General features: G+C 72.2%; 15 protein-coding genes. 11 read left to right on the forward strand and 4 right to left on the reverse strand.

Going from position 1 to position 15,569, the window contains the following annotated elements:
- Nucleotides 1-63: 63 nt before the first annotated feature.
- A complete protein-coding gene (gene rpsF, locus BMY04_RS03020; RefSeq protein ID WP_091177599.1) occupies nt 64-354 on the reverse strand; it encodes a 30S ribosomal protein S6 in 291 nt (96 codons plus the stop codon).
- Nucleotides 355-610: 256 nt separating this feature from the next.
- Nucleotides 611-1,585, reverse strand: coding sequence for a GNAT family N-acetyltransferase (locus BMY04_RS03025; protein WP_091177600.1), 975 nt, complete (start codon nt 1,583-1,585; stop codon nt 611-613).
- A gap of 156 nt (nt 1,586-1,741) precedes the next feature.
- Between BMY04_RS03025 and BMY04_RS03030 the strand changes: the two genes are divergently transcribed.
- The 5 genes from BMY04_RS03030 to BMY04_RS03050 all read left to right on the forward strand — a co-directional run bounded on the left by BMY04_RS03030 (nt 1,742) and on the right by BMY04_RS03050 (nt 4,674).
- Nucleotides 1,742-2,005, forward strand: a complete 264-nt coding sequence (locus BMY04_RS03030; RefSeq protein ID WP_091177601.1) for a hypothetical protein — start codon at nt 1,742-1,744, stop codon at nt 2,003-2,005.
- A 5-nt stretch (nt 2,006-2,010) separates the two neighbouring features.
- Nucleotides 2,011-2,550: a DUF805 domain-containing protein gene (locus tag BMY04_RS03035; protein WP_091177602.1), complete on the forward strand. Its 540-nt coding sequence runs from the start codon at nt 2,011-2,013 to the stop codon at nt 2,548-2,550.
- Between the two features lie 96 nt (nt 2,551-2,646).
- Nucleotides 2,647-3,444, forward strand: coding sequence for a deoxyribonuclease IV (locus BMY04_RS03040; protein WP_091177603.1), 798 nt, complete (start codon nt 2,647-2,649; stop codon nt 3,442-3,444).
- Between the two features lie 175 nt (nt 3,445-3,619).
- Nucleotides 3,620-3,910 (forward strand): hypothetical protein, encoded by a 291-nt coding sequence (locus BMY04_RS03045; protein WP_091177604.1) that lies wholly within the window; start codon nt 3,620-3,622, stop codon nt 3,908-3,910.
- Between the two features lie 35 nt (nt 3,911-3,945).
- Nucleotides 3,946-4,674, forward strand: coding sequence for a hypothetical protein (locus tag BMY04_RS03050; protein ID WP_091177605.1), 729 nt, complete (start codon nt 3,946-3,948; stop codon nt 4,672-4,674).
- Nucleotides 4,675-4,808: 134 nt separating this feature from the next.
- On the opposite strand, the gene BMY04_RS03055 is transcribed toward BMY04_RS03050, so the two are convergent.
- Together BMY04_RS03055 and BMY04_RS03060 are read right to left on the reverse strand one after the other, a co-directional pair.
- The gene (locus BMY04_RS03055; RefSeq protein ID WP_139209722.1) at nt 4,809-6,623 is read right to left on the reverse strand and encodes an outer membrane protein assembly factor BamB family protein; all 1,815 of its coding nucleotides are present in this window, start codon (nt 6,621-6,623) and stop codon (nt 4,809-4,811) included.
- Between the two features lie 14 nt (nt 6,624-6,637).
- Nucleotides 6,638-8,149 carry a serine/threonine-protein kinase gene (locus tag BMY04_RS03060; protein ID WP_091177607.1) on the reverse strand — a complete coding sequence of 504 codons (1,512 nt, stop codon included), beginning with the start codon at nt 8,147-8,149 and terminating at the stop codon, nt 6,638-6,640.
- Nucleotides 8,150-8,447: 298 nt separating this feature from the next.
- Here BMY04_RS03060 and pta point away from each other — a divergent pair, with 298 nt between their 5' ends.
- The 6 genes from pta (at nt 8,448) to BMY04_RS03090 (ending at nt 15,564) form a co-directional block, all read left to right on the forward strand.
- On the forward strand, nt 8,448-10,532 hold the full coding sequence (gene pta / locus BMY04_RS03065; protein ID WP_091177608.1) for a phosphate acetyltransferase: 2,085 nt from the start codon (nt 8,448-8,450) through the stop codon (nt 10,530-10,532).
- Nucleotides 10,529-11,695, forward strand: coding sequence for an acetate kinase (locus tag BMY04_RS03070; RefSeq protein ID WP_091177609.1), 1,167 nt, complete (start codon nt 10,529-10,531; stop codon nt 11,693-11,695). The genes pta and BMY04_RS03070 overlap by 4 nt, the downstream gene beginning before the upstream one ends.
- A 189-nt stretch (nt 11,696-11,884) precedes the next feature.
- Nucleotides 11,885-12,091 carry a hypothetical protein gene (locus BMY04_RS03075; RefSeq protein WP_091177610.1) on the forward strand — a complete coding sequence of 69 codons (207 nt, stop codon included), beginning with the start codon at nt 11,885-11,887 and terminating at the stop codon, nt 12,089-12,091.
- A 36-nt stretch (nt 12,092-12,127) separates the two neighbouring features.
- The gene (locus tag BMY04_RS03080) at nt 12,128-12,895 is read left to right on the forward strand and encodes an SDR family NAD(P)-dependent oxidoreductase (RefSeq protein WP_091177911.1); all 768 of its coding nucleotides are present in this window, start codon (nt 12,128-12,130) and stop codon (nt 12,893-12,895) included.
- Between the two features lie 120 nt (nt 12,896-13,015).
- Complete coding sequence (locus tag BMY04_RS03085) at nt 13,016-13,717, forward strand: lysophospholipid acyltransferase family protein (RefSeq protein WP_408630431.1); 702 nt, start codon at nt 13,016-13,018, stop codon at nt 13,715-13,717.
- A 173-nt stretch (nt 13,718-13,890) separates the two neighbouring features.
- A complete protein-coding gene (locus tag BMY04_RS03090) occupies nt 13,891-15,564 on the forward strand; it encodes an FAD-binding oxidoreductase (RefSeq protein ID WP_091177611.1) in 1,674 nt (557 codons plus the stop codon).
- Nucleotides 15,565-15,569 lie beyond the last annotated feature (5 nt).

Raw genomic sequence — 15,569 nt, forward strand, 5'->3', positions numbered from 1 at the left:
GGATCCCTCACCCGCCGGATCTGTGGACAACTCCGGCGGACGAGGCGACCTGTGGATCGTGGGTCAGCGGGCGTCGGCCCGGAGAACCTTCGTCCGCATGATCGACTCGTTGAGGGTGAACTGGCGGTCCAGCTCCTTGACGTCGGCCGGCTCGGCGGTGACCTTGAGGACGACGTAGATGCCCTCGGACTTCTTGCGGATCTCGTAGGCCAGGCGCCGACGGCCCCAGACCTCCACGTTGTCCACGGAACCGCCGCTCTTGGTGACGACGGTCAGGTGCTGGTCGAGCGTCGGCTGGACCTGACGCTCGTCGGTGTCGGGGTCGAAGATGACCATGACCTCGTAAGGACGCATCGCTAACTCCACCTCCTCTGGTCTCTGCGGCCACGGGACGTCCCCGTGGCAGGAGGGCGAATGCTGGACCCGGCCCCCATCGAGGAGGCAGGTCCGCGGCACGACGCAGGGCGCCGCACCAGCGGACCAAGATACCTGCTCGCCCTCGTCCGGAGCCAATCCCGCGACCCCGGGCACCGAGGGCCCGGTACGCCAGCCTCGAGACGGCCGCACCCAGTGCCCCACCCAGCACTGCCCCGGACCGCCCCGCCCGCGATCAGAGCTCCAGCGTGCAGGTCGTCAGGGTGTGCACGACCCGCAGGCCGATCCGCTCGTACAGCCCGAGCGCCCCGGTGCCCTCGTGCGTGTAGAGGCCGAGCCGCGGGACTCCACGTTCCCGTGCCGCCGCGGCCACGCTCACCAGCAGCGCCCGCGCCAGCCCACGGCGACGGTGCGCGTCCGCCACGGCGACCTGCGGCACCCAGGCCTCCCCGGCCCCCTCGGCCCCCTCGGCCTCGGGACCACCCGGTGCGGGCGCCGCGGGGTCGACGACGAGGCAGGCCCCGACCACCTCGCCGGCGTGCGTGGCGAGCCGCCAGTGGCGAAGGTCCACGTCCGGCCGGTCGACCAGCCCGGCGCGCCAGTCCTCGTACGTGCGCCGGCTCGGTCCGTACTGGCTGAACGCGTCGCGGACGACCGCGTGCACGGCCGGCACGTCGGCCTCGGTGACCTCGCGGAGCGCGTACCCCGCCGGCAGCGGACCGGGCTCCAGCGCGTCGTCGGCGTCGAGGCGCAGGATCCAACCGGTGCGCTCGGCCACCCACCCGCGGCGCAGGAGGCGGTCGAGCCCCTCCCGGTCGTCGGCGGGCAGCTCGCGGTGCACGGCCGGGAAGCCGCGCCGGCGGGCCTCGCCCTCCCAGCGCTCCAGGAGCGCGTCCTGCAGCCCCGCGTCCTCCCACGCCTCGTCCACCGCCACCTCGACCTCGCCCCGCGTGCCCAGCGTGCCGAAGGCGACGAGCGTCCCGGCGTCCCCGTGCTCGTCCCCACCGTCGGCGTCGGCGTCGACGTCCTCGTCCCCGTCGTCGAACCAGCCCTCGCTGTCCTCGGCCAGGCGGAAGGCCGGCGAGGACCACTCGGAGCGGACGTCCGCGGCACTGAGCACCGGCTCGCCGAACCACCGCCGGTCGTACGCGTGCAGGAGGCCCACCACGGCGTCGAGGTCCGCAGCGACGAGGGGTCTCGCGGTGATCACGGTTGCTCCTCCGAGAGGCTCGCCCGGCCGGCGTCGCCAGGTCAAGATCAAGATTTGATCACGACTCGGGGGACCTGTTGAAAACAGCCTCGTCGAACCCCCGGACCACTACGCTCGCTGCCCTCAGCCGTCCGTCGAGATCACAGGAGCAGACCCATGTCGCAGTACCAGGCAGCGCCGCCACCGTCGGCCGCCTCCTACCCCGGCAAGACGCTCGGCATCGTCGGTCTCATCCTCGCGATCATCCCGTGCACCTGGTGGGCCGGCCTGATCGTGTCGATCATCGCCTTCGTCCAGTCCCGCAACGCCGGCGTCAAGAACACGCCCGCGTTCGTCGGGATCATCGTCGCGGCGGTCTACCTCGTGCTGGCCGTCGTCGGGTACGCGACCGGGCTCACCGCCCAGTACATGCCGCGGTAGCACCGGTGTCCTCCTTCACGCAGGGCGGCGAACCGCCCCTCGACTGGCCCTGGTACGGCATCGGCTTCGGTGCCGCCATCAAGCGCTTCTTCACCAAGTACGCCACCTTCAGCGGCCGCGCCAGCCGTGGCGAGTACTGGTGGGCCTACCTCTTTCAGGTGGTCGTGGTCTTCGTCCTCTACGCCCTCGCCGGCGCGTCCCTCTTCGCCGCGGCGACGGCGTCCTCGGCGACGGGGGCCACCCCGCAGATGGGCCCGCTGGGCTACATCGGGTCGTCGCTGCTGAGCCTGTTCGCGCTCGGCACGATCGTCCCGAGCCTCGCGGTCGCCGTCCGCCGGCTCCACGACACGGGTCGGTCGGGCTGGTACATCCTGTTCGGCCTGATCCCGCTCGTCGGCGGGATCATCGTGATCGTCTTCCTCGCCAGCGCCACCACGCCGGCCGCGGAGCAGTACGGACCGCCGCAGACCGGCTACGGCGCCCCGGGCGCCGGCTACGGCCAGGGCCAGCCCCAGGCCTACGGGCAGGGCTACCCGCAGCAGTGAACGACCCGGACGGGCCGGCTCCCAGCGAGCCGGCCCGTCCGTCTGCCCGCCGCCGGAGCACCGCCGCTGTCGGCGGGGCCCACTAGCCTCACGGGCATGACGCAGCTGCTGGCCGGAGGGCACGGGGACCAGGTCGACCCGGTCGCGGAGGCCAAGGCCCGCGACGCCGGTCTGGCGCAGTTCTTCCTCGGGGACCCGCAGGCCTGGAAGGGCCCGCAGGTGGCGTACGAGGGCGGCGCCGAGGCGCTGCGCAAGGACGCGACAAAGGCCGGGATCCGCCTCTACGTCCACGCGCCCTACGTGCTGAACGTCGCCACGACGAACAACCGGATCCGCATCCCGAGCCGCAAGTTCCTCCAGCAGCACCTGGACGCCGCCGCCGAGGTGGGGGCCGCCGGGCTGGTGGTCCACGGCGGCCACGTGCTCAAGGCGGACGACCCCGCGCAGGGCATCGACAACTGGCGCAAGTGCGTCGAGCGCCTGGAGATCAGGGTCCCGCTGCTGATCGAGAACACCGCCGGCGGCGACAACGCCATGGCCCGGCACCTGGACCGGCTGGACCAGCTCTGGGGCGCGGTGGGCGACGGCGGCGGGGCCGGGGTCGGCTTCTGCCTCGACACCTGCCACGCGCATGCCGCGGGCGAGGACCTCGACGGCCTCGTCGACCGGGTCCGCGCGATCACCGGTCGCGTCGACCTCGTGCACGCCAACGACTCGCGCGACGCGGCCGGGTCCGGGGCCGACCGCCACACCAACCTGGGCGAGGGGCAGGTCGATCCGGACCTGCTGGTCGCGGTCGTGCGCGCGGCCGACGCCCCCGTCGTCGTCGAGACGCCCGGCGGTCCCGAGGGTCAGGCCGCCGACATCGCCTGGCTGCGCGAGCGCCTGGCCTGATTCCCTCGATCACGCCGCCGGCCTAGTTCACGACAGCACATAACGATCCGGCAAACCCGTCTTTCGGCGCGCTTCCCCTCGGTACATTTACGCCCTAATTACCAAGAAGGGCCCGCCCGCCTTGTCCGACCGGAAGGTCCGAGGCGAGCAGGCACCACTGATTCGGGGGAATTCAGTGATCGTTTTCTCCAGCTACCGCGCCTTCGGAACCTTGATCCTGGGCCTGTTCGTCTGGTCGCTCCTGGCCAAGCTGGGCCCGCACACGGCGTGGGTGGGAATTGCCTTGTTCCTCGTCGGGATCGGCCTGCTCCTCATCGGTCGCCACCTGAGTCGACCTCAACGAGTCGAAACGGTGGCGGGGGTGCGCTACCACCGGGAGAACCACTCGATCTTCTTCATCCCGCTCTGGGTCTGGGGGATCGTCGCGATGGTCGCCGCGGTGCCGATGGCCGTCCGGCCGATCTGACACCTGCCCTCGCATCGACGACAGAGGACGAAAAGATGGACGCCCTTCCGGCTCGAACTGTCCACGTGCGGGAGATCGGTGATCGGTCGCACCGTTACGAGCAGGCATCCTCCTCCGACGGCCTGCGCCTCGACCTGGACCCGGGGGAGATGGAGCCGATCGCCGGTGGGCGTTGCTCGCTGTCGAGCTCTGGGGCAGAACGATGGTCCCTGCCCGACGGGACACTCGCGCTGGTGACCAACCGCCGACTGGCCTGGCTGACGACCTCCTTCGACACCGGCGGTGGCTGGGCTGGAGTCCGTGCCCTCGGGGTGGTGGTCGCGACGACGGCGAACGCGGTGAGCAGACGGCAGGCTGCGCGGCGCGCTGCCGGACGAGTCGCCATCGGACATGTGCGTCACGAGTGGGTGGCTGCCGTCCAGCTACGCCGACGGAAGGCGTTGATCGGTGTGGTCGACAGCTACCTCGACATCGAGGTGGTCACGGCCGCAGGCAGGGTCTCGGTGGAGCTGTGGGGCAAGGGTTTGATCGACGAGCGGTTCGCACGGTGGTTCGCGCAGGTGGTGGCCCACGAGCGTCTGGTCCTTGCCGACGCCCTGCTGCCGCAGGGCGACCGCACTGAGCTCCGCGAGATCGCCGCCGGCGCTCCTGGCGTCGCCTGGGGCTCGGGAAGCACGACCGGACTGCGCTGGACCATGCCCGGAGACGCGTGCGTCCTCGTCGAGGCGGCGCGAGGTCGGGACCGGGACAGCGGTGCAGGCTGAGCCTCGGGACCAGAGCGCTGCGTACCGGCGTCGTGCGGGGACGTCTCCTGCCGCGTGCCTCACGGCACGCGCTGGGTTCCGCCACTCGCCCTACGACGCAGGCTGAAGAGCCGCGGCCCGAGGGGCCCCGCGAGTCAGGACTGAGCGTCGACCAGGACAGCGGCCAGGCCGTTGAACTCCGTCTGCATCCAGGCCACGCCGTCGACGACGCGAGAACCCTCCCCGCTACCGGCATCCCCCTGTGTCGCCGAGGTGCTCTCCTGCGAGCCGTCTCCGGCTGACAGCATCACGGGGCCGGACTTCGCCGAGAGCAGCAGGTGCTCGTGCCCGAGACCGAGAGCATCGATGTTCCCGCTGGCCTTCGCGGTCCACGCGGGTCGCGACCCGCTCTCCGGCGTGTAGTACTTCAGCTGTGAACCTGTGTAGAGCAGGACGCCGCTGGGAGACGCCCAGCACTGACCGGGCTCGGGCTCGATGGACTTCGGGAGCGAGAACCGCTCGAGCAGCTTCCCGCTCCTGACGTCAACGGTGTCGTATGAGCTGGTCCGACCGCACCAGAGCGTGGTTCCGTCCAGTGCCATCTGCTCCCCGCAGCCCCCGGCGTACGGTCCTGCACCCGAGGGGGGGTCGACGACCCACCGGCGCTTGCCCGACCTCGCGTCGAAACCCTCCAGCCTGACGTCGCCCTCGTCCGTCTCGCCGTTGGAGACGAACGTGCTGGCGCCGACGTAGATCTGGCTGCCGGGGTTCGTCGCGTCGGGATCACCGATGGCCTGGTACCGGCGCTTCGTGTGCCACCGTTCAGCACCGGACTCGGGGTCGAACGCAGTCGTTCCCTGGTGCCCGACGACGACCAACCCCTGGACGTCTTGATCAGCAGCGTCCTCCCACACCTTGAGCTCGTCGTCCTTGCGGTCGCCGGGCGCGATCCAGTCCTCCAGCGGCACCGTCCATCCAGGCGTGCCGTCGGTCAGGTCGTACGAGCTCAGCTCGGCCTGGTTGTACGCGTCCTCGAGGCCTGTCGCCTGCACCTCCTTCGTCGTCTCGATGAAGAGGTGCGCGCTCGTGACGCCCCACTGGCTGTCCTCGGGCAGGTCCGCCTGCCACAGGACGTCGCCGGTCATGAGGTCCAGGACGTTGACCTGGTGCGTGCTGTTCTGGCAGTCCATCGCCGCCCGCCGCCCGGGCACGAAACGCAGGTCGTAGGTCTGGTGCCCGTCGCCGTTCCACACCGTCCCGGAGCCACAGATCCGTTGGGCCAGGGCGTCGTCGAAAACCACGTCCCCGATCTGCGGCGTGGCGTTCGGGACTGACGTAGGAGTGGGGGCGGGAGTGTCGCTCGGAGAGGGCGAGCCAGCCGCTGCAGCTCCAGGCAGGGGGTCGCAGTTGGCTGCGGTGTACGCGTCGACCCTGTCGGCCGGAGCCTTCGTCGTTGCGCCCAGCACGACGGCCTCAAGCACGCCCTGGACCGGGTTGGCGCCGTTGGCAGCAGCATCGTCGGCGATCTTCTGGAAGGCCTTCTGCAACACCTCGACATCGTCCTCGATCTCACCCGGCGCCACCTTCTGCAGCTTCTTGAAGATCAGCGCGAGCTCCTGCGGAGCCGCGAGGACCTTCACGAGCGCGCCGACGGGGTCCGAGTCGGCGTCGGTGCCTGCGTACGAGGCACGGAACCGTTCACCTTCCTGGAGGAATGTTCGGCAGTAGGCGGCCACAGAACGGCCGTCGCTGCACCCCGGCAGAGCAACCACGGCGAGCAGCAGCGAAAGCACCAGCGCCGCCGTCCGTCCAGCCCGACGCCATGCTGCTGAAGAATGCGCGAAACCCTGCTGCCTCGTCATGGTCTTCCCCCGGAGAAACGCGACTGGTGGAGCAAGACGGTAGGGCGCAACGCTGCTTCGCAGAGCTGTTTCAAGAAATTGAATTGTTTCGGGCTGGACGTCATACACCGGTTGCGGGACGCTCAGCCCGGCGGCGTCAGCGTCAGCGGCGCCGTGCGCTCCCCGCGGCCGAAGACGCAGCGGAAGTAGCCCTCGCCGTCGGCGGCGCTCTGCGGCGGGATCGTGAAGATCTCCCAGTTGTCACGCCGTTCGTCCGCGGGCAGCATCCGGTTGACCAGGGATGCTCGGCAGACCGCCTTGGCCGCCGGGTCCGCGTCCAGCTCGGACTGACGGATGACCGGCTTGGTCAGCGGGCCGGCCGCGAACGTCTGGTAGACGTGCGTCTCGTCGCACTTCGCCGGGGTGGCCACGATCAGCGAGTCGAAGGTCGACGGCACCCCGCCCCAGCACTGCGGGGTCCGCGGCCCGCACTGGGCCGGTCGCCCGACGGTCGCGCTGCAGTCGGCGAAGCCGGTGAGCAGCGTCGCCGAGACCGACGGCGTCGGCGAGGGCGCCGCCACCGACGAGGTGCCCGGGTCCGGCGGCGGGCTGGCCGCGGAGCGCCCGCCGCCCCCGAGGAGCCCGAGCGCGGCGACCGCCAGCAGGAGGACCACGGCCGCGGCCCCGGCCAGCACCGGCCAGCGCCGCCACCGGGGAGGCGCCGACCGGGCGTGCGCCGCGGCCGGGGGGCTCGTGGCGGGCGAGGGGTCCGCACCCCCGGCGCCGAGGGGCTCGTCGAGCTCGGGCAGCAGGGCCGTGGTCGGGGCGCCGAGCGGCAGGGCCTCGAGCGCGTCGCGGAACCCGGCCGCCGTGGGCCGCTTCGTCGGGTCGTCGTCCAGCGCCTGCATGAGGACGTCCATGAAGGCGGGGTCGACGTGCTCGAGCCGCTCGACCGGGTCGTCGAGGTGCGCCATGACGACCTGCGCGGCGGTGAGGTCCGGGTCGGCCTCGTCCGGGTCGACGGCCCGCGGCGCGTGCCCGCACAGCAGCGCGTAGAGGGTGGCTGCGAGGGAGTAGACGTCGCCGCTCTTCGTCGGCGCGTGTGGCGCGAAGGCCTCCGGCGGCGCGTACGCCGGGGTCAGCGCCTCGAGCCGCTCGTCGAGGTCCATGCCCGGGTCGGTCATCACCGCGAGCCCGAAGTCGGCCAGGCCGGCGTGGCCGTACGCGTCGATGAGCACGTTCGCGGGCTTGACGTCGCGGTGCAGCACGCCCTGCGTGTGCGCCGCGTCGAGGGCGTCGGCGATGCGGACACCGAGGTCGCGGACCCACTCCTGCGTGGGGCGGTTCTCGGGCGCGAGCAGCCGGGTCAGCGAACCGCCCGTGCACAGCTCCATGACCAGGTACGGCCGGTCGTCGTCGAGCAGCCCGGCGTAGTGGACGGTGACGATGCCGGGGTGGTTCGACATCCGTCCGGCGGCCCCCGACTCGCTGAGGAACCGGTCGCGCTCCTCCGGGGTGTCGAGCCGGCGGTCGATGATCTTGACCGCGACGAGCCGGTTCAGCGACTCCTGCCGGGCCTCCCAGACCACGGCGAAGCCCCCACGAGCCAGCGCGCGCCAGTCCGTGAGCCCCTCGAGCCGCGGTGTCGTCACCACCCGGACACCCTAGGTGTCGCCGAACCGGCGCGGTCGCGACCAGAGGATGAACACGGCGGAACCTGAGCCTGGCGATGCATCGGCGGCCCGGTCCGCGCGGTAGGCCAGGACTCCTCGACGCCGTGATGGTCCTTCGTGATCGAATCGTCCGCGTGGTCTACCCCGACCGAAGCCGGTCCACGCGCCGGCGCGTTGAGGAGGAGCCGATGACGACACGCTCTTCCGTCGTCATCGGTGACGACGAGAGCGCCGGACCAACGGGCGGGCCGCGTCCGAGCGGAGCGAGGACGGACAAGAGATGAGCCGCAGCGTCTACGTCGCGTCCCCGGAGGGTCTGACGGGCAAGTCGGCCGTGGCCCTCGGCCTGCTCGACGCGCTGGTGCGCGAGGTGGGCTCGGTCGGGGTGTTCCGGCCGCTGACCACCGTCGGGGCGCACCCCGAGGCCGACGAGCGCGACCTCATCGTCGACCTGCTCACCTCCCAGCCGGGCGTGCACCAGGCGTACGAGGACGCGATCGGCGTGACCTACGACCTCGCCCGCGAGGACCCGGACGAGGCGCTGCACGAGATCGTCGAGCGGTTCGGGCACCTCGCCGAGCGCTTCGACGTGGTCGTCGTGCTCGGCTCCGACTACACCGACGTGTCCACGGGCACGGAGCTGTCCTTCAACGCCAAGGTCGCCGCGAACCTCGGCTCCCCCGTCGTCCTCGTCGTCCACGGGCGCGGCCGTACGCCCGACCAGGTCGAGGCCGCGGCGGAGACCGCGATCGCCGAGCTCCGCGCCAACCACGCCTCGACGGTGGCCGTCATCGCCAACCGGGTGGACCCCGGGGCGGTCGAGCCGACGATGGCCGCGCTCGGCCGCCTGCCCGGGGTGCTCACCGCGGCGGTCCCGGAGAGCGCGCTGCTGTCGGCGCCGACGTTCGGCGCGCTCGTCGAGGCGGCCGACGGCCACCTGGTGCTGGGCAGCGAGGCCTGGACCGGGCGCGAGGCGCTCGGCATCATCGTCGCGGCGATGAGCCTGCCGAACGTGCTGGACCGCCTGCGTCCCGACGTGGCCGTCATCGCCCCGAGCGACCGGACGGACCTCGTGCCGGGTCTGGTGCTGGCCCACCAGTCGGGCACGTTCCCGACCCTGGCGGGGATCCTGCTCACCGGCGGCTACGAGCTGCCCGACAGCATCCGGCGGCTCGTGGACGGCGTCTCGTCGGAGCTGCCGATCGCGCTGACCGGGCTGGAGACGTTCGCGACGGCGGAGCGGCTGCTGCGGGTCCGCGGGCCGATGAGCAAGGACTCCCCGAACAAGATCGAGGCCGCGCGGCGGCTGTTCGCCGAGCAGGTGGACGCCGCCGCCCTGCTGCGCGCGATCGACGTCTCGGGCTCCGACGTGCGTACGCCGCTGATGTTCGGCTACCAGCTGATGGAGCGGGCCCGTGCCGACCGGAAGCACGTCGTGCTGCCCGAGGCGAGCGACGACCGGATCCTCACCGCGGCCGACGTCCTGCTGCGCCGCGGCGTGGCCGACCTGACGCTGCTCGGCGACGAGAACGCCGTACGGGCCCGCGCCTCGACGCTGGGCCTCGACCTCGACGCGGCCCAGGTCGTCTCCCCCACCGACCCCGAGCTCGTCGAGCGCTTCGCGGCCGCGTACGCCCAGGCCCGCGCCCACAAGGGCATGACCGTGGAGCGGGCCCGCGCGGTGGTCACCGACATCTCCTACTTCGGCACGATGATGGTCCACCTGGGCCTGGCCGACGGGATGGTCTCCGGCGCCGTCAACACGACCGCGCACACGATCCGACCGGCTCTCGAATTCATCAAGACCGCGCCCGGCGTGAGCACCGTGTCCAGCGTGTTCCTCATGTGCCTGGCCGACCGGGTGCTCGTCTACGGCGACTGCGCCGTCATCCCGGAGCCCACCACCGAGCAGCTCGCCGACATCGCGGTCTCCTCGGCGGCGACGGCGCGGCAGTTCGGCATCGAGCCGCGCGTCGCGATGCTCTCCTACTCCACGGGCAGCTCGGGCGCGGGCGCGGAGGTCGAGAAGGTGCGGGCGGCGACCGAGCTCGTGGCGCAGCGGGCCCCGGACCTCGCGCTCGAGGGGCCGATCCAGTACGACGCGGCGATCGACCCGGACGTGGCGCGCACCAAGCTGCCCGGGTCCAGCGTCGCCGGCCGGGCCACCGTCTTCGTCTTCCCGGACCTCAACACGGGCAACAACACCTACAAGGCGGTGCAGCGCAGCGCCCACGCCGTCGCGATCGGCCCGGTGCTGCAGGGCCTGAACAAGCCGGTCAACGACCTGTCGCGGGGGGCGCTCGTGGAGGACATCGTCAACACCGTCGCCATCACCGCCGTGCAGGCGCAGGAGTCGGGCCGGTGAGCAGCACCGACCACGACGCGCCCGTCCTCGTCCTCAACGCGGGCTCGTCGTCGCTGAAGTACCAGGTGCTCGTGCCCGAGACCGCGCGGGTGCTGGCCGGGGGGACGGTCGAACGCATCGGCGAGGACGGCAGCGGCGTCGAGGACCACGCGGCCGGCATGCGCCGCGTCACCGCCGAGCTCGGCGACGCCGGCGTCGACCTCGGCCGGACCGGCCTGCGCGCGGTCGGCCACCGCGTCGTCCACGGCGGCCCGGACTTCTCGGACCCGGTCGTCGTCGACGACGCCGTGGTGCGCGACATCCGCGACCTCGTGCCGCTGGCCCCGCTGCACAACCCCGGGGCGCTCGAAGGGATCGAGGCGGCCCGCGCGACCTTCGACGTGCCGCAGGTCGCCGTCTTCGACACCGCCTTCTTCGCCTCGCTCCCGCCGGAGGCCGCGACGTACGCGATCCCCCGCGAGGTCAGCGCCGAGCACCGGCTGCGCCGCTACGGCTTCCACGGGACGTCGCACCGCTACGTCTCGCGCGCCGTGGCCGACCTGCTGGGCCGGCCGCTCGAGTCGTTCACGCAGGTCGTGCTGCACCTGGGCAACGGCTGCTCGGCCTCGGCCGTCGACGGCGGCGTCGCCGTGGACACCTCCATGGGCCTGACCCCGCTGCAGGGCCTGGTGATGGGGACGCGGTCCGGCGACGTCGACCCGGCGGTGTTCACGTTCCTGCACGAGCAGGCTCAGATGTCCGTGGCCGAGATCGACACCATGCTCAACAAGCGGTCCGGGCTCAAGGGCCTCGCCGGCGTGAACGACTTCCGCGAGGTCCTCGCGCGCGCCGACGGCGGCGACCAGGACGCGCGGCTCGCGCTCGACGTCTACGTGCACCGGCTGCGGCACTACATCGGGGCGTACGCCGCGGTGCTCGGCGGGCTGGACGTGCTGACCTTCACCGCCGGCGTCGGCGAGAACTCCGCCCCGCTCCGGGCCCGGGTCGTCGAGACCCTCGGCCGCCTGGGCCTGGCCGTCGACCCGGAGCGCAACGAGGCCCCGTCGCGGGAGGCCCGCGTCATCTCACCCGACGGTTCCGCGGTCACGGTGACCGTCGTCCCGACGAACGAGGAGCTCGAGATCGCCCGCCAGACCGTGGCCCTCCTGGACCGCTCCGCCTGACCTCTCCAGACCGGGCGCCCGAGTCCCAGTAGGGTGACGACAACCGGCTCGCGCGCCTCTGCCTGGACGAGCGAGCGGGAACGACACGTTCTTCGTCGTGCCCGCGAACGAGGAAGGCAGAGGACCAGAGCGCGAGCCGCGGGCGAGCGGAGCGAGCCCAGACGGCACGGAGCGAAGCGGAGCTGATCAATGCGCAAGGTGATTCTGGGGCTCGGGCTCCTCGTCGGCATCGCCGCGTGGGCCGTGGGCCTCATCGGCCTCTTCACCACGCCCGACCCGCACCTGGTGCCGATCCCCAACCAGGTCACCGTGTTCGGCGTCGTCGCCATGATGGGCACCCTGCTGCTGCTGGTGATCACCTTCGCGCACGGCACCCGCGCCGGGGACGTCGACTGACCCTGGGCCCTCGCGCGTCCCCGTAGGGTGGCGCGCATGCCCACCGCCCTCGTCACCGGCGGCACGGCCGGGATCGGCGCCACGTTCGCGCGCCACCTCGCCGCCCGCGGCGACGACCTCGTCCTGGTCGCCCGCGACGCCGGACGGCTCGAGTCCACCGCCGCCGACCTGCGCCAGACGTACGGCGTGGAGGTCGAGGTCCTGCCCGCCGACCTGGCCGACCGCACGCAGGTCCAGCGCGTGGTCGAGCGGCTCACCGACCCCGCCCGGCCCGTCGACACCTTCGTCAACAACGCCGGCTTCGGCGTCCACCACCGCCTGACCGACCCCGACCCCGGTCCGCACGAACGTGCGGTCGACGTCATGCTCACCGCCGTGATCGTGCTCGGCGGCGCCGCCGGGCGCGCGATGCGCGAGCGCGGCCGCGGCGCGATCGTCAACGTCACCTCGACGGCGGCCTTCCTCACCTCGGGCTCCTACTCCGCGGTCAAGGTCGCGGTCCTCAACTGGTCGGAGTCGCTCGCCAACGAGCTGCGCGGCACCGGCGTCACCGTCACCGCGCTCGCGCCGGGCTGGGTCCGCACCGAGTTCCACACGCGCGCGGCCATCACGACGTCGTCGATCCCGGAGGCGCTCTGGCTCGACGCCGACACCCTCGTCGACCAGTGCCTGGCCGACGTCGCCCGCGGCAAGGTGCTGTCGGTCCCCTCGTGGCGCTACCGGGCCCTGGTCTTCGCCGGCCGGCACGCACCCAGGGCCGCGGTCATGGCGGCGTCCCGGGCGCTGTCGTCCAGCCGCCGCTGACGGGAAGCATCCGCGCCTCGCGTCGGTTGCCCCTCCGAAAGGTGTTCGGCGCCGAACCCCTGCTCGTGTCGCCCCGCCGTGAACAGGGCGTGAACGAAGGAGTCCGATAGGGTGATCGACGTGTCGAGCCGCAGCCGCTACACCTCGCCGGTCATGGCCGGCGCCCGGTTCGTGGCGCAGCGCGGGATCCTCAGACCCTTCATCTGGCGCAAGGCCGACGTCACGGTGCTCAACGCCGACCGGCTCGACGGGGTGCGCGGCCCGTACGTCGCCGTCTCCAACCACTCGAGCCACCTCGACGCCCCGCTCGTCATCGGCGCCCTGCCGAGCCGCCTGAGCCGGTACGTCGCTGCGGGTGCGGCGGCCGACTACTTCTTCGACGTCTGGTGGCGCAAGGGCCTGACGGCGCTGTTCTTCAACGCCTTCCCGGTCGACCGCTCCGGTCTGCGCGGCCGCCGCGGCCTGGCCACGAGCCTGCTCGACGACGGCGTCCCCCTGCTCCTGTTCCCCGAGGGCACCCGTTCCCGCACCGGCGAGATGGGCAACTTCAAGCCCGGCGCCGCGGCGCTCTGCATCAGCCGCGACGTCCCCTGCCTGCCGATCGCCCTGCTCGGAGCGTCCGAGGCGATGCCGTACGGCCGGACCTGGCCGGGCAAGGGCAAGCCGCCGGTCTTCGTGAACTTCGGCGAGCCGCTGCGCCCCGAGGACGGGGAGTCCGTAGCCGTGTTCAACGAGCGGATCGCCAAGGAGGTCCGGGGCCTCTACGACGAGGCGCAGGACCACCGCGACCGCCTCGGCACCCGCCAGCTCCGCCGCGACTGAGCGGCCGGCCGCCGACCGGTCCCCTCGCCCGGCCCTGCGGGGGACACGAAGCGCGCTCAGAGCCTTCGGTCCTGGCTCTGCGGCGCGACGCCGAGGAACGACCGCGGGACATGGCCTAGGCTCGTCCGGACCCTCTTTGGGTCGGACACGCACCACGCGAGGAGGCAGGCGCTATGCCGGCGGTCAAGCACATGAAGTGGTGGGGCTGGGGCGTCGAGGGCGTCTCGTTCCACTGGGAGGACAAGCCGGCGTTCCCCGCCTTCGTCAAGCGCGCGATGGGCATCGACGTGGCGAGCCCGCCGGCCGCCCCGATGTCGATCGAGCAGCTCGGCGTGCCCGCCCCGCGCGTCTCCGACGAGGTCCGCGGCCGGCTCACCGACGCCGTCGGCGCGGCGAACGTCGCCTACGACGACCTCGAGCGCGTCGTGCACACCTACGGCAAGAGCCTGCGCGACCTGCTGCGGCTGCGCGCCGCCGACCTGCCCCGCGCCCCCGACGTCGTGGTCTACCCGGGCAGCGAGGACGACGTGCGCGCGGTCCTCGACCTCGCGCTCGAGGCCGACCTGGTGATCATCCCCTTCGGCGGCGGCAGCAACATCGCCGGCAGCCTGCACCCCGAGCCCGACGAGGAGCGCACCGTCGTGTCGCTCGACCTCGGCCGGATGAACCAGGTCCTCGACCTCGACGAGGACTCGGGCCTGGCGCGCGTGCAGGCCGGCGTCCTCGGCCCCGACCTGGAGGAGCAGCTCGGGCGCCGCGGCTGGACGATGGGCCACTACCCCGACAGCTTCACCCACTCCACGCTCGGCGGCTGGGTCGCGACCCGCTCGTCGGGCATGCAGTCCGACAAGTACGGCGACATCGCCAAGATCAGCCGCGGCATGCGCGTCGTGCAGCCCGGCGGCACCCTCGTCGTCCGGCCGCTGCCCAGCACCTCCACCGGGCCCAACACCCGCGAGATGGTGCTCGGCTCCGAGGGCCGCCTCGGCATCATCACCGAGGTCACCGTCCAGGTGCACCGCATCCCGGAGAACCGCCTCATCACCGCCTACCTCTTCCCGAGCTGGGAGGCGGGCCTGGCCGCGATGCAGGAGATCTCCACCTCCGACGCGCACCCCTCGGTCACCCGGGTGAGCGACTCGTTCGAGACCCAGTTCTCGCTGTCGACGCGCAAGGCGTCGAAGGGCTTCTCGGTGTCGTCAGCCGTCGGCAACGGGCTGTTCAAGCTGCTCGAGCGCCGCGGCTGGGACCTCGACCAGGCCTGCCTGAGCTTCATCGGCTTCGAGGGCGGCCGCGCCCACGTGGCGCACGAGAAGGGCATCGTCAACGGGATCGTCAAGGCGCACGGCGGCATCGGCCTGGGCAAGGGCCCGGCCGTGCTCTACGACCAGAAGAAGTTCGACACCCCGTACATCCGCGACTTCGTGCTCGACCGAGGCGGCGCGGCTGACGTGTCCGAGACGGCGGCGCCGTGGTCGAAGCTGCTGCCGCTCTACACCGCGGTGATGGAGAACGTCCGCAAGGTCTACGCCGACCTCGGCGTGACCGGCTGGGTCATGTGCCACCTGTCGCACTCCGAGCACTCGGGCGCCTGCCTCTACTTCACGTTCGCCTTCAGCCACGACGGCGTCGACCCGATCGGCCAGTACGACCGGGTCAAGGTCGCGGTGCAGGAGACGTTCATCGAGCAGGGCGGGACGCTCTCGCACCACCATGCGGTCGGGACCGAGCACAGCCGCTGGCTGGCCGAGGACATCTCCGAGCAGGGCGTGGTGATGGTCCAGGGTGTCATCGACACCGTCGACGCCGGGCGCCACCTCAACCCCGGCAAGATCACCCAGCGGTAGCCCGA

It is taken from the genome of Microlunatus flavus (assembly GCF_900110855.1).
Classification (GTDB): domain Bacteria; phylum Actinomycetota; class Actinomycetes; order Propionibacteriales; family Propionibacteriaceae; genus Microlunatus; species Microlunatus flavus.